The following is a 14,100-nucleotide window of genomic DNA, read 5'->3' on the forward strand; positions in this document are numbered from 1 at the left end:
GAAAGAATCTGACTTTAACGTTCAATTGTCGGCATATAGACTGCGCCCCCTATGACCTTGCAGACACACAAAAAGGGCCTCCAGGGGCCCAAGCGCAAAGTGGTCTTCGTGACCCTGTATGAATTGATCGCCATCCTCGCCTCCAGCCTGCTGTTCATGGCCATCGGCCAGAGCGCCGGGCATTCGGGCGGCATGGCGATTGCCGCCTCCACGCTGGCCATCGTCTGGAACCTGACCTTCAACCACCTGTTCGAGCAGTGGGAGTCGCGCCAGAGCGTCAAGGGCCGCTCGGTGCTGCGCCGCGTGGTGCACGCCCTGGGCTTCGAGGGCGGGCTGGCCATGGTGCTGATCCCGCTGATGGCCTGGTGGTTCGGCGTCACGCTGTGGGAGGCCACGGTGATGGAGGCCGGCCTGCTGGTCTTCTTCCTGGTCTACACCTATGTCTTCAACTGGTGCTTCGACCATGTGTTCGGCCTGCCGGCCTCGGCCTCGGCATCCGCTGCGGTGGCACCCCGCGCTCAGGGCGAGCCGGCCTGCAGCAGCTGACCGGCCACGGCGGCGGCGGCCGTGCGGGTCTCCACGCCGAGTTTCTCGAAGATGTGCTCCAGGTGCTTGTTGACCGTGCGCGGGCTCATGCCCAGGATGTCGGCGATGTCGCGGTTGGTCTTGCCCTTGCTCAGCCATGACAGCACCTCGGTCTCGCGCGGGGTGAGCGCCACCTGCTGCAGCCGGCGCGCGGCGGGCGCCTGCGGCGCCTCGTGGCTGAGCAGCACCATCGACTCCCCCAGGCCGCTGGCGCCCATGTGGCGCGCCAGCAACTGGCGGCCATCGGCCAGGGCCAGCGCCAGATCCTGGTGACCGGCCTGGTCCGGCTGTTGGGCACCGGCCAGCCAGTCCCCGGCCGCCTCCATGGGGAAGGGCTGGTCCGCAAAGGCCTCCTCCAGCCAGCGCGCTGCCTGGGGAGAGCGCCAGGCCACGCGGCCCTGGCCGTCGAGCACCACCACCCCCAGCCCCGCCACGTCCACGGCCTCCTGCGCCTGGCGCGTGGCGCGGGCGTTGCGCACATGGGTGGCCAGGCGCACCAGCACCTCGGGGATGCGCAGCGGCTTGACCACGTAGTCCACGCCGCCGCTGGCAAAGCCGCGGATGATCTGGTCCGTGTCCGACAGGCCGGTCATGAAGACCACGGGCACATGGGCCCAGGCCGGCGTGTCCTTGAGCCGGCGGCACAGCGTGAAGCCGTCCATGCCGGGCATGACGGCGTCCAGCAGCACGCCATCGGGCACGGTCAGGGCAAAGCGCTGCAGCGCCTCGTCGGCATCGCGCGCGGCGAGCACCACGTAGCCTTCGGCGGCCAGCGCGTCGCACAGCATGCGCAGGCTGTCCAGCGCGTCGTCCACCACGAGGATGACGTGGGCGTTGTGAGGGGGGTGGCTGGGGTGTCTGCTGCTGTCGGCGGTCGTCATCTGTGGCCTTTGCGGGTTCTCATTCATCGGTCTCCTCTCTTTCTTCGTCTTCTTCATCCTCTTGCTCGGGCCGCGGCAGCATGCGCGCCAGCGCATCGAAGTCGAAGCGGTTCGCGCAGGCCTGCAGCGCATCGAGCAGCGCGGCATGCGCGGGCGCCTGCTGGCGCGCCTGGCGCAGGCGCTCGCGCAGGGCCGTGGCCTGGCCCGAGCGCGCCAGCCGGGCCAGGTCTTCGCGCAGGTCGGGCGGGAAGGGGGCGGCTGCCGGCGCCTGCGCTGCCTTTGCCTCTGCCTGCTCCGCGCGCGGCGCCGGCAGCAGCAACGGGCGGTTGTCATGCACCCATTCGATCCGCAGCACGCGCTCGAGCACCTGCAGCAGCTCGGACTCGATCACCGGCTTGGCGACAAAGCCCTGGCAATGCGCATCGGCCAGGCGCGGCGGGTCGTTGTCGAACAGGTTGGCCGAGACGAAGACCACGGGAAGCTGCTGCGCATCCCGGCGCGCGCGCAGCAGGGCGGCGGTCTGCCAGCCGTCCAGGTCGTCCATGCTGATGTCCAGCAGCACCAGGTCAGGCAGGCTTTGCTCCACGATCTCCAGGCACTCGCGGCCGCTGGCGGCCTCGCGGATCTCGAAGCCCAGCGGCAGCAGCAGGCCGGCCAGCAGCTGGCGCTGCAGCGGCTGGTCGTCCACCACCAGCAGGGTGCGCCGGGGCGGCAGATAGCCGATGACGGTGTGCAGCGTGGCGGCTGCGCCGGGGGGCACCCAGGACGCGTCGGGCGCCATCTCGGGCAGGTACAGGCGCACGGTGAAGCAGCTGCCCTCGCCGGGCGTGCTGCTGAGCGTGAGCTGCCCGCCCATCAGCTCGGTCAGCAGGTGGGTGATGGTCAGCCCCAGGCCCGTGCCCGCCTCGCTGACGCGCCGGCCCGCGCTGCCGCGCTCGAAGGGCACGAAGATGCGCTCCATGTCCTGCGGTTCGATCCCGATGCCGGTATCGATGACCTCGATGCGCGAGACATGGGGCCGGAAATCCATGCGCAGCCGCACCTCGCCGCGCTGGGTGAAGCGCACGGCGTTGGACAGCAGGTTGATCAGGATCTGGCGCAGCCGCTTGGCGTCGGCCCGCACCCAGCGCGGCATGGTGCCCAGCGTCTCGACCGAGAACTGCAGCCCCCTGGCCTGGGCCTGGGGCCGCATCATGGCCTCGATGCCGTCGATCAGCGCGGGCAGGGGCAGGGGGGCGAGGTCCAGGCGCAGGCGGCCGGCCTCGATGCTGGCCAGCTCCAGCGATTCGTCGATCAGCGCGCGCAGGTGCTGGCCGCTGTGCTGCATGGTGGACAGGGTCTCGCGCACCCAGCCATCGACCTGCGGGCTCTTGAGCAGGATCTGCGTATAGCCGAGCAGGCTGTTGAGCGGCGAGCGCAGCTCGTGCGTCATGCCCGCCACATAGCGGGTCTTGGCCTGGCTGGCCTGCTCGGCATGGTCCTTGGCGGCCTGCAGCTCGGCATCGGTGCGCTTGTGGGCGGCGATCTCCTGCAGCAGCAGCTGGTTCTGGCGCTCGGACTCGTCCTGGGCCATGCGCCGGCTGTCCGTGCTCAGCACCACCCACCAGGCGGCCACGGCGCACAGCAGGGCCAGCAGCGCGAAGACCTTGAGGAAGGGGATGCGCAGCGCGCCGCCATCGACGCTGCCTGCCTGCAGGCTTTCCTGCATGTAGACCACGCCCACCATGAAGGCCGTCACCGCGCACAGCGACAGCATCACCACCAGGTACTGGCCCGCGCGGAAGTTCACCTTGGTGGCCCAGCGCGGCGGCAGCATGGCCGAGGCCAGCGCGCGCAGCTGCTCGCCCGCGCGCGAGCCGGTCTTGCAGCGGTCATGGCAGCGCGACTCCAGCGAGCAGCACAGCGAGCAGATGGGCGCGCCGTAGGCCGGGCAGCGCGCCATGTCCTCGGACTCGAACTGGTTCTGGCAGACGGCGCAGCGCACCGTCTCGCCGGGCTTCCACAGATTGCCTGCGGGCCGCGCCAGGTAGTAGCGCCCGCCCGTCAGCCAGGCCAGCAGCGGCGACAGCAGCATGGACAGCGCCAGCGCGATGAAGGGCGAGAACGCGGCCGCCGTCTCGCCCAGCAGGCCCGCATAGGCGCAGCAGGCCACGGCGGCGGCCAGCAGCATGGCGACGGGGCCCACGGGATTGAAGTCGTACAGATGGGCGCGGCGGAATTCGATGCCCGGCGGGCTCAGCCCCAGCGGCTTGTTGATGACCAGGTCGGCCACCAGCGCGCCCACCCAGGCGATGGCCACGTTGCTGTAGATGGTCAGCACCTTCTCCAGCGCGCCGAACACGCCCAGCGTCATCAGCAAGGTGGCGATGACCACGTTGAACACCATCCAGACCACGCGCCCGGGATGGCTGCGCGTGATGCGCGCGAAGAAGTTGGACCAGGCAAGCGACCCCGCATAGGCATTGGTCACGTTGATCTTGACCTGCGAGATGACCACGAAGACCACGGTCACCGCCACGGCCAGCCCCGGCAGGCCCAGGGCCTGCAGCACCTGCTGGAAGCCTGCCAGGAACATCTGCGTGGGCTCGGCCGCGCGCGTGGCGTCCACCCCCTGCAGCTGCATGGCCGCGAACGCGAGAAAGGCGCCGCCCGCCATCTTGAGCATGCCCATCACGGCCCAGCCCGGGCCGGCCACCAGCACCGCGCCCCACCAGCGCAGCCGGTTGGCCTGGGTGCGCGGCGGCAGAAAGCGCAGGAAGTCCACCTGCTCGCCGATCTGCACCACCAGCGCGAAGATCACGGCTGCCGCCGCGCCGAACATCAGCGGATCGAACTGGCTGCTGCCCGAGCGCAGGCCGGTGAGGCTGGCGAAGTCGCGGTACAGCTGCGGCTGGGCCAGCGCCATCCACACGAAGGGCAGCACCAGCAGGAACAGCCACAGCGGCTGCGTCCAGGCCTGCAGGCGCGAGATCAGCGTGATGCCGCGCATGGCCAGCGGCAGCACCACCAGGGCCGACAGCGCATAGCACCACTGCAGCGGCCAGTCCACCACCAGCTGCAGGGCCAGCGCCATGATGGCCGCCTCCAGCGCGAAGAAGATGAAGGTGAAGACGGCGTAGATCAGCGAGGTGATGGTCGAGCCCAGGTAGCCGAAGCCCGCGCCGCGCGTCAGCAGGTCCATGTCCAGCCCGTAGCGTGCGGCGCAGACGGCGATGGGCAGCCCCGTCAGGAAAATCACCAGCCCCACGGTGACGATGGCCCACATGGCGTTGGCGAAGCCGTAGTTCAGCGCAATGGCGCCGCCGATGGCCTCCAGCGCCAGGAAGGACAGCGAGCCGAAGGCCGTGTTGGCCACACGGAACTCGCTCCAGCGCCGGAAGCTGCGCGGCGTGTAGCGCAGCGCGTAGTCCTCCATGGTCTCGTCGGCCACCCAGGCGTTGTACTCGCGCCGGAACCGGAAGATGGTCTGCGGCGCGGCTGCGGTGCCGGTGGGGCTGTCGGGCGGGGGGGCGGAGTGCATTCCCAGGTCTAGCAAGAAACGTGCGGGGCCAATGCTGGCGCGGCTTGCAAGAGGGGTAGCCGGGGTGCGTACGCAGGTGGCTACGTCAATTGACGTATGGGCGGCGGCAAGGGTTCTTCCTAATCTTGGACCCAGCGCGGAAACAAGCCGTAACCGCAACGCCAGTTTTCAGCCACTTGCAGATCACCCAACCGATCCTTACAGGAGAGTCACCATGAGCCACCCCTCCGACCCCCGCACACCTGGTTCCCCCGGCACGGAAATGGGCCGCCGCCGCGTCCTGCAGGCGCTTGGCGCCGCCTCGGTGGCCGGGTTGCCGGCCTGGTCCTTCGCCCAGCCCACGGCCCAGGTCAACACCACCAAGCTGGCCGTGACCGACACCGAGGTCGTCGTGGGCCAGCTGCACTCGGCCACGGGCACCATGGCGATCTCCGAGACCGGCTCCATCCAGGCCGAGCAACTGGCCATCGACCAGATCAACGCCATGGGCGGCATCCTGGGCCGCAAGATCCGCGTGATCAAGGAAGACGGCGCCTCCGACTGGCCCACCTTCGCCGAGAAGTCCAAGAAACTGCTCATCAACGACCGCTGCGCCGCCGTCTTCGGATGCTGGACCAGCGCCTCGCGCAAGGCCGTGCTGCCCGTGTTCGAGAAGGAAAACGGCCTGCTGTACTACCCCACCTTCTACGAAGGCCTGGAGCAGTCCAAGAACGTGATCTACACGGGCCAGGAAGCCACGCAGCAGATCCTGTACAGCCTGGACTGGGCCAAGGCCGAGAAAAAGGCCAAGACCTTCTTCCTGATCGGCTCGGACTACATCTGGCCGCGCACCTCGATGAAGATCGCGCGCAAGCACATCGAGAACTTCCAGAAGGGCAAGGTCGTCGGCGAGGAGTACTACCCGCTGGGCAGCACCAACTTCGGCTCGCTGGTCAACAAGATCAAGCTGCAAAAGCCGGACTGCATCTTCGTGGCCGTGGTGGGCGGCTCCAACGTGGCCTTCTACAAGGCGCTCAAGGCCGCAGGCATCACGGGTGACAAGCAATTGCTGGTCACGCTGTCGGTGACCGAGGACGAGATGACCGGCGTGGGCGGCGAGAACTTCACGGGCTTCTACTCCTCGATGAAGTACTTCCAGACGCTGGACAACGAGAACAACAAGAAGTTCGTGGCCGCCTTCAAGGCCAAGTACGGCCCCAACGCCGTCATCGGCGACGTCACCCAGGCCGGCTACCTGGGCCCCTGGCTGTGGAAGGCCGCCGTGGAAAAGGCCAAGAGCTTCGACGTGGACAAGGTGGTGGCCGCATCGCCGGGGCTGGAACTCAAGACCGCGCCCGAAGGCTACGTGAAGGTGGATGCCAACCACCACCTGTGGAGCAAGTCGCGCATTGCCGTGGGGCAGCCGGACGGCACGTTCAAGGTGGTCTCGGAGTCGCCTGAACTCATCAAACCCGATCCCTTCCCCAAGGGTTACCAGTAAGCCCTGATCCGTTCAGGCAGGTGATGCGCGGCGGCCTGCGGCCTGGTGGGCGGGCTGCCGCGTGAATCGTTTCCCCCTCTCCCGATTGGCTTGCGCGCAGGAGCAGCACCATGAGTTTTTCCGACATGATGAACATCGGCCTGATGCAGGGCTTCGCGGGGCTGAGCCTGTTCGCCGTGCTGCTGCTGATGGGCCTGGGCCTGGCCATCATCTTTGGCCAGATGGGCGTGATCAACATGGCGCATGGCGAGTTCATGACCATTGGCGCCTACACCATCTACCTGGGCTCCACGCTCACGGCGCAGCACGCGCCCGAGTTCATGCCCTACTACTTCCCGCTGGCCATCGTGGCCGCCTTCCTGTTCGCCTTCGTGGCCGGCTGGCTGGTGGAATGGGGGCTGATCCGCCACCTCTACAAGCGGCCGCTGGACACGCTGCTGGCCACCTGGGGCGTGAGCCTGGCGCTGCAGCAGTGCTTTCGCACCTTCATCGGCCCCAAGGAAGTCAGCCCCACCCTGCCTGACTGGCTGATGGGCTCGTGGGCGCCGGCCGAGGGGCTGGACATTCCCATCAACGGCCTGTTCGTGCTGGCGCTGACCATGGCCGTCACGGCCGGCGTGCTGATCGCGCTGCACAAGAGCCGCTGGGGCCTGCGCGTGCGCGCCACGGTCAGCAACCGCGTGATGGCCAACGCCATCGGCATCGACACCAAGAAGACCGACCGCCTGACCTTTGCCATCGGCTGCGGCATCGCGGGCGTGGCGGGCGCGGCCTTCACCACCATCGGCTCCACCGGCCCCACCTCGGGCTCGCTGTACATCGTGGACGCCTTCCTGGTGGTCACCTTCGGCGGCGCGGCCAGCCTGCTGGGCACCGTGGTCTCGGCCTTCGGCATTGCGCAGACGCAGTCCATCACCGAGTTCTTCCTCGCGGGCTCCATGGCCAAGGTGATCACGCTGTCGCTGATCGTTTTCATCCTGATGCTGCGTCCCCAGGGCCTGTTCGCGTCCAAGGTGCGGCGCTGATCCCGGCGCCGGCCCTGTCCACGAATTCCCCCGCGTTCCCCCGATTTCCCCTGAGTTCACCGGAGTCATTCCATGCAAGCCCTCAAAGCCTGGATACAGCGCTACCAGCTCGCCAGCCTGGTGCTGCTCACCGTCCTGCTGGCGGTGGTGCTGCCCCTGGCGCTGGACATCTTCCGCCTCAACCTGGTCGGCAAGTACCTGACCTATGCCTTCGTCGCCATCGGCCTGGTCATGGTCTGGGGCTATGGCGGCGTGCTCAGCCTGGGCCAGGGCGTGTTCTTCGGCCTGGGCGGCTACGCCATGGCCATGTTCCTGAAGCTGGAGGCGTCCGACCCCATCAGCACCAAGATCCAGTCCACGCCCGGCATCCCCGACTTCATGGACTGGAACCAGCTGACCGAGCTGCCCTCGTTCTGGCTGCCCTTCAAGAGCCTGCCGTTCTCGCTGGCCGCCGTCATCGCCGTGCCCACGCTGCTGGCCTGGCTCATCAGCTTCGCCATGTTCAAGCGCCGCGTGGGCGGGGTGTACTTCGCCATCATCACGCAGGCCGTGGCGCTGATCGTCACCGTGCTCATCATCGGCCAGCAGGGCTACACGGGCGGCGTCAACGGCATGACCGACCTCAAGACCCTGTGGGGCTGGGACACGCGCACGGACAGCGCCAAGTACATCCTCTACTACGTCTGCGTGGCCCTGCTGATCGGCGCCATCGTGCTGTGCCGCTGGATTCAGACGGGCAAGGTGGGCACCCTGCTGCTGGCCATGCGCGACAAGGAAGACCGCGTGCGCTTTTCCGGCTACGACGTGGCCAATTTCAAGGTCTTTGTGTTCTGCCTGGCCGCTGCGCTGTCGGGCGTGGGCGGCGCGCTGTTCACGCTGCAGGTGGGCTTCATGTCGCCCAGCTTCGTGGGCATCGTGCCCTCCATCGAGATGGTCATCTACGCCGCCGTGGGCGGGCGCATGAGCCTGGTGGGTGCCGTGTACGGCACGCTGCTGGTCAACGCGGGCAAGACCTATTTCTCGGAGAGCTTCCCGGACCTGTGGCTGTTCCTCATGGCGGGCCTGTTCATCGGCGTGACCATGGCCTTCCCGATGGGGCTGGCCGGGCTGTGGGAAAGCCGCATCGTTCCCTGGTGGAACAGCCGCCGCAAGGGCGCGGCACCGGCCGCAGCGCCTGCCGCAGCGCAGGGAGCCCAGGCAGCACCTGCCCAGGCCCCGGCCGCCACCAAGTCCACGTCCGCCCTGTCCGAAGGCATGGGCCGCCAGGGCGCCTGAACCACAGCGGGAGCACACCATGAGCAATACCGACTTCACGCTGGCCGTGGAAGACCTGACGGTCTCCTTCGACGGCTTCAAGGCCATCGACGCGCTGAACCTGTACATCGACAGGAACGAGCTGCGCGTCATCATCGGCCCCAACGGCGCGGGCAAGACCACGCTGCTGGACCTGATCTGCGGCAAGACCCGCGCCACGGCCGGCAGCATCAAGTTCAAGAACGAGGAACTCACGCGCATGGCCGAGCACAAGCGCGTGCGCCTGGGGATCGGGCGCAAGTTCCAGACGCCGTCCATCTACGAGAACCTGTCGGTCTTCCAGAACCTGGAGGTCTCCTACCCGCAAGGCCGCTCGGTCTTCGGCGCGCTGGCCTTCAAGTGCACGGAGGCGGTGCGCGATCGCGTGCAGGCCGTGGCCGCCGACATCGGCCTGGACGAGCGCCTGGACACCGAGGCCGGCCTGCTCAGCCACGGCCAGAAGCAGTGGCTGGAGATCGGCATGCTGCTCATGCAGGAGCCCGAGCTGCTGATGCTGGACGAGCCCATCGCCGGCATGAGCGCCCGCGAGCGCGAGCTGACGGCCGAGCTGCTGCAGCGCATCTGCAAGAACCGCTCCGTCATCGTCATCGAGCACGACATGGAGTTCGTGGCGCGCATCGCGCACAAGGTCACCGTCATGCACCAGGGAAAGATCCTCGCCGAGGGTCCCATGGACAAGGTGCAGGCCGACCCCAAGGTCATCGACGTCTACCTCGGCCACTGAGGCACGCACAAGGAATTCACATGCTGCAAGTCAAGGATCTGTACGTGGCCTATGGCCAGAGCGAGGCGCTGCACGGCATCAGCTTCGAGGGCCGGGAGAACGAAACCGTGGCCATCATGGGCCGCAACGGCATGGGCAAGACCACGCTGTTCAAAAGCCTGATGGGCGTCATGCCCGCCAAGAGCGGCCAGATCACCGTGGCCGGCCAGGACGTCACGAAGGACGAGAGCTTCCGGCGCGTGGCCAAGGGCATTGCCTACGTGCCCCAGGGCCGCATGATCTTCCCCACGCTGACCGTGGAAGAGAACATACAGACGGGCCTGGAGAACGCGAAGACGCGCCAGGTGCCCGACGACATCTACGTCCTGTTCCCCGTGCTCTGGGACATGCGCCGGCGCAAGGGCGGCAACCTCTCGGGCGGGCAGCAGCAGCAGCTGGCCATTGCGCGCGCCCTGGTCACCGACCCCAAGGTGCTGCTGCTGGACGAGCCCACCGAGGGCATACAGCCTTCCATCATCAAGGACATCGCCAAGGCGCTCAACGAGATCCGCAAGCTGCGCCGCATCACCATCGTGGTCAGCGAGCAGGTGCTTTCCTTCGCCATGGATGTGGCCGACCGGCTGTTCGTCATCGAGGGCGGGCGCCTGGTCCATGAGACGGCCAGAGCAGATACCGACGAGCAGCGCATCAAGTCCTACCTCTCCGTCTGATCCGTTTTTTCCCACTGCCATCGCAAGGAGCACACCATGGCCGAAACCCTGATCAAGGTCGATCTCAACCAGTCCCCCTACGACAACCCGCAGGTGCACAACCGCTGGCATCCCGACATTCCCATGGCGGTCTGGGTGGAGCCGGGCGCGGAGTTCAAGCTGGAGACCTATGACTGGACCGGCGGCGCCATCAAGAACGACGACAGCGCCGAAGACGTGCGCGACGTGGACCTGTCCACCGTCCACTTCCTGTCCGGCCCCGTGGGCGTCAAGGGCGCACAGCCCGGCGACCTGCTGGTGGTGGACCTGCTGGACATCGGCGCGCGCGACGACAGCCTCTGGGGCTTCAACGGCTTTTTCTCCAAGCAGAACGGCGGCGGCTTCCTGGACGAGCATTTCCCGCTGGCCCAGAAGTCCATCTGGGACTTCCACGGCATGTTCACCAAGAGCCGCCACATCCCCGGCGTCAACTTCGCAGGCCTCATCCACCCGGGCCTGATCGGCTGCCTGCCCGACCCCAAGATGCTGGCCAGCTGGAATGAGCGCGAGACCGGCCTCATCGCCACCGACCCCGACCGCATTCCCGGCCTGGCCAACCCGCCCAACGCCAGCACTGCCCACATGGGCCAGATGCAGGGCGAGGCGCGCGACAAGGCCGCCGCCGAAGGCGCGCGCACCGTGCCGCCGCGCGAGCACGGCGGCAACTGCGACATCAAGGACCTCTCGCGCGGCTCGCGCGTGTTCTTCCCCGTCTACGTGGACGGCGCGGGCCTGAGCGTGGGCGACCTGCACTTCAGCCAGGGCGATGGCGAGATCACCTTCTGCGGCGCCATCGAGATGGCCGGCTGGGTGCACATGAAGGTCTCGCTGATCAAGGGCGGCATGGCCAAGTACGGCATCAAAAACCCCATCTTCAAGCCCAGCCCCATGACGCCCAACTACAAGGACTACCTGATCTTCGAAGGCATCTCGGTGGACGAAAAGGGCAAGCAGCACTACCTGGACGTGACCGTGGCCTACCGCCAGGCCTGCCTGAACGCCATCGAGTACCTGAAGAAATTCGGCTACAGCGGTGCCCAGGCCTACTCGCTGCTGGGCACGGCGCCCGTGCAGGGCCACATCAGCGGCGTGGTGGACGTGCCCAATGCCTGCGCCACGCTGTGGCTGCCCACGGAGATCTTCGACTTCGACATCAATCCCACGGCCGAGGGACCACAGAAGATCATCACGGGCGGGGTGGACCTGCCCATCGCCCAGGACAAGTAAGCCCGGCATACGACACCCGCCATCCACCATCCGCCAGAGGCCGCCCATGCCCACCTATGACTACCACTGCACCGCATGCGGCGGCTTCGACGCGCTGCGCAGCCTCTCGCAGCGCAACGAGCCCGCGCCCTGCCCCAGCTGCGAGGCGGCCTCGCCCCGCGTCTTCGTCAGCGCGCCGCGCCTGGCCTGCACCAGCCCCGAGCAGCGCCGCGCCCACGACACCAACGAACGCGCCCGGCACGAGCCCAGGCGCTCACGCGATGTGGCCGAGGGCAGCTATGCGCGCATGCGCCACCCTTCGGGCTGCGGCTGCTGCAGCGGCGCCAGCAAGCGCGGCTCCACGGTCACGGCGCCCAACGGCGCCAAGACCTTCCCGACCAAGCGGCCCTGGATGATCAGCCACTGACCGCGGCCCCTGCGCCGCACCGATGCAAAAAAGGCCCGCGACGCGGGCCTTTGTCCTGCCTGGCCGTCCCGCTCAATGCACGGCGCCGATGAAGCCGGCCAGCTCCGGCGTCTGCGGGTTGGCGAACAGCTGCTTGGCCGGGCCGCTTTCGTGGATCAGGCCCTGGTGCATGAACACCAGCTGGTCGCCCACGTCGCGGGCAAAGCGCATCTCGTGCGTGACCATGATCAGCGTCATGCCCTCGGCGGCGAGCTGCTTGACCACGGCCAGCACCTCGTTGACCAGCTCCGGGTCCAGGGCCGAGGTGATCTCGTCGCACAGCAGCACCTTGGGCTGCATGGCCAGCGCGCGAGCAATCGCCACGCGCTGCTGCTGGCCGCCGCTGAGCTGGTCGGGGTAGCTGTCGTACTTGTCGCCCAGGCCGACCTTGGCCAGCATCTGGCGCGCCAGCGCCGCCGCCTCGGGCTTTTTCACGCCCTTGACCACGGTGGGCGACAGGGCCACGTTCTCGCCCGCCGTCAGGTGGGGGAACAGATTGAACTGCTGGAAGACCATGCCCACGTTCAGGCGCAGCGCGCGCAGCTGGGCGGGCGAGGGCGCGCTGCCCTCCGAGCCCTTGAGCACGGCGTCGTCCACCACGATCTGGCCGGACTGGATGGCCTCCAGCCCATTGATGGAGCGCAGCAGCGTGCTCTTGCCCGAGCCGCTGCGGCCGATGATGGCGACCACCTGGCCGCTGTCCACGCTCAGGTCCACGCCCTTGAGCACATGGTTGTTGCCGTAATGCTTGTGAACGGCGCGCACATCAACGAGCGGCATAGAGTTTCTTCTCCAGATGGGATGCGTAGAGGGACAGGGGCCAGCACAGCAGGAAGTAGCCTGCGGCGACCAGGCCGTAGATAAGGAAGGGCTGGAAGGTGGCGTTGGCCAGCATGGAGCCGAGCTTGGTCAGCTCGCTGAAGCCGATGATCGAGGCCACGGCCGTGCCCTTGATGATCTGCACCGAGAAGCCGACCGTGGGCGCTATCGACAGGCGCAGCGCCTGCGGCAGCACCACATGGCGCATCTGCTGCAGGTAGCCCATGGCCAGGCTGGACGAGGCTTCCCACTGGCCGCGGGGGATAGCCTCCACGCAGCCGCGCCAGACCTCGGCCAGGTAGGCGCTGGTGTACAGCGTCAGGCCGATGGCGGCCGCCGTCCAGGGCGAGATGTCCAGGCCGGCCATGGACGAGCCGAAGAACACGATGAACATCTGCATCAGCAGCGGCGTGTTCTGGAAGGCCTGGATATAGGCCTTGGCCAGGCGGCGCAGGTTCAGGCTGCGGCCCACGCGGGCGAACAGCACCAGCAATCCGGTGGCGCCGCCCAGCACGAAGGCCAGCAGCGACAGCGCCAGCGTGGCCAGCAGGCCCTCGGCCAGCTTGGCCAGGATGGGCAGCAGGGGAATGTCGGCAATCATGCGGCGTCTCCGGCAGTGGTCGCAGGTGCAGCAGGTGCAGCGGGCCTGGCTGCACGCGGCGTGCGGCGGCCCACCACGAAGCGCTGGCCTATCCAGGCCAGCAACTGGCGCAGTGCCAGGGCCAGCACGAAGTACGCCGCCGTCACCACCAGGTAGGTCTCGAACGCGCGGAAGTTGCGCGACTGGATGAAGTTGGCCGCAAACGTCAGGTCCTGGGCCGCGATCTGCGAGACCACCGAGGTGCCCAGCATCACGATCACGATCTGGCTGCTCAGCGAGGGCCAGACCCGCTGCAGCGCAGGGCGCAGCACCACATGGCGGAAGACCGCCCAGCGGCCCATGCCCAGCGCGCCAGCGGCTTCCAGCTGGCCGCGCGGCGTCTCCTGGATGCCGGCGCGCACGATCTCGGTGATGTAGGCGCCCAGGTTGATCACCGTGGTCAGCAGGCAGGCCTGCCATTCGTTGATCTGCACGCCCAGCGAAGGCAGGCCGAAGAACACGAACATCAGCTGCACCAGGAAGGGCGTGTTGCGTATGCCCTCCACGTACACCTTGAACAGCCAGTGCAGCGGCGCAATGCGCCAGGCGCGGCTGACGCCGCCGGCCACGCCGATGGCGCCGCCCAGCACGGCGCCCGCCGCCGTCAGCGCCAGCGTGAAGCCCGCGCCCTGTGCCAGCAGGCCGCTGTAGTCGAACACGGCGCCGAAGTCGAATTGATAGGCCATGGAAG

Annotated in this window: 13 protein-coding genes; 8 read left to right on the top strand and 5 right to left on the bottom strand. The window is 67.8% G+C overall.

The annotated features are described in order from the left end of the window. The first annotated feature begins 51 nt into the window (after window positions 1-51). On the top strand, window positions 52-546 hold the full coding sequence (locus tag ACF8NF_RS15170) for a PACE efflux transporter (RefSeq protein WP_016452173.1): 495 nt from the start codon (window positions 52-54) through the stop codon (window positions 544-546). On the opposite strand, the gene ACF8NF_RS15175 is transcribed toward ACF8NF_RS15170, so the two are convergent. Beyond that, window positions 519-1,466: a response regulator gene (locus ACF8NF_RS15175; protein WP_392450799.1), complete on the bottom strand. Its 948-nt coding sequence runs from the start codon at window positions 1,464-1,466 to the stop codon at window positions 519-521. The two genes, ACF8NF_RS15170 and ACF8NF_RS15175, sit on opposite strands and share 28 nt — an antisense overlap. Window positions 1,467-1,485: 19 nt before the next feature. After that, entirely contained in the window at window positions 1,486-4,986 is a 3,501-nt protein-coding gene (locus ACF8NF_RS15180; RefSeq protein ID WP_154833094.1) for an ATP-binding protein, read from the bottom strand. Window positions 4,987-5,200: 214 nt separating this feature from the next. Between ACF8NF_RS15180 and urtA the strand changes: the two genes are divergently transcribed. The 7 genes from urtA to ACF8NF_RS15215 all read left to right on the top strand — a co-directional run bounded on the left by urtA (window position 5,201) and on the right by ACF8NF_RS15215 (window position 11,911). After that, window positions 5,201-6,466: an urea ABC transporter substrate-binding protein gene (gene urtA, locus ACF8NF_RS15185; protein ID WP_012202159.1), complete on the top strand. Its 1,266-nt coding sequence runs from the start codon at window positions 5,201-5,203 to the stop codon at window positions 6,464-6,466. A gap of 110 nt (window positions 6,467-6,576) precedes the next feature. Next, a complete protein-coding gene (gene urtB, locus ACF8NF_RS15190; RefSeq protein WP_016450224.1) occupies window positions 6,577-7,491 on the top strand; it encodes an urea ABC transporter permease subunit UrtB in 915 nt (304 codons plus the stop codon). Between the two features lie 72 nt (window positions 7,492-7,563). Beyond that, window positions 7,564-8,766, top strand: coding sequence for an urea ABC transporter permease subunit UrtC (gene urtC, locus ACF8NF_RS15195; protein ID WP_160851183.1), 1,203 nt, complete (start codon window positions 7,564-7,566; stop codon window positions 8,764-8,766). A 19-nt stretch (window positions 8,767-8,785) separates the two neighbouring features. Then, window positions 8,786-9,529: an urea ABC transporter ATP-binding protein UrtD gene (gene urtD, locus ACF8NF_RS15200; RefSeq protein WP_183021209.1), complete on the top strand. Its 744-nt coding sequence runs from the start codon at window positions 8,786-8,788 to the stop codon at window positions 9,527-9,529. A 20-nt stretch (window positions 9,530-9,549) separates the two neighbouring features. Beyond that, window positions 9,550-10,239, top strand: coding sequence for an urea ABC transporter ATP-binding subunit UrtE (urtE, locus tag ACF8NF_RS15205; RefSeq protein ID WP_392450800.1), 690 nt, complete (start codon window positions 9,550-9,552; stop codon window positions 10,237-10,239). Window positions 10,240-10,275: 36 nt separating this feature from the next. Beyond that, window positions 10,276-11,505 carry a formamidase gene (gene fmdA, locus ACF8NF_RS15210; protein ID WP_097204649.1) on the top strand — a complete coding sequence of 410 codons (1,230 nt, stop codon included), beginning with the start codon at window positions 10,276-10,278 and terminating at the stop codon, window positions 11,503-11,505. Window positions 11,506-11,551: 46 nt separating this feature from the next. After that, window positions 11,552-11,911 (top strand): zinc ribbon domain-containing protein, encoded by a 360-nt coding sequence (locus tag ACF8NF_RS15215; RefSeq protein WP_012202165.1) that lies wholly within the window; start codon window positions 11,552-11,554, stop codon window positions 11,909-11,911. Between the two features lie 72 nt (window positions 11,912-11,983). Here the strand turns inward: ACF8NF_RS15215 and ACF8NF_RS15220 are convergent, their stop codons facing one another. From ACF8NF_RS15220 to ACF8NF_RS15230, 3 genes are read right to left on the bottom strand one after another with little or no spacing between them, the layout of a single operon-like run. Next, window positions 11,984-12,730 (bottom strand): amino acid ABC transporter ATP-binding protein, encoded by a 747-nt coding sequence (locus ACF8NF_RS15220; RefSeq protein ID WP_012202166.1) that lies wholly within the window; start codon window positions 12,728-12,730, stop codon window positions 11,984-11,986. Next, a complete protein-coding gene (locus tag ACF8NF_RS15225; protein ID WP_016448705.1) occupies window positions 12,717-13,370 on the bottom strand; it encodes an amino acid ABC transporter permease in 654 nt (217 codons plus the stop codon). Before ACF8NF_RS15225 ends, ACF8NF_RS15220 begins: the two co-directional genes overlap by 14 nt. Beyond that, window positions 13,367-14,095: an amino acid ABC transporter permease gene (locus tag ACF8NF_RS15230; protein WP_016448704.1), complete on the bottom strand. Its 729-nt coding sequence runs from the start codon at window positions 14,093-14,095 to the stop codon at window positions 13,367-13,369. Before ACF8NF_RS15230 ends, ACF8NF_RS15225 begins: the two co-directional genes overlap by 4 nt. Between the last annotated feature and the right edge of the window lie 5 nt (window positions 14,096-14,100).

Source organism: Delftia sp. WSY_22 (assembly GCF_043104185.1).
GTDB classification, from domain to species: Bacteria; Pseudomonadota; Gammaproteobacteria; order Burkholderiales; family Burkholderiaceae_C; genus Comamonas; species Comamonas tsuruhatensis.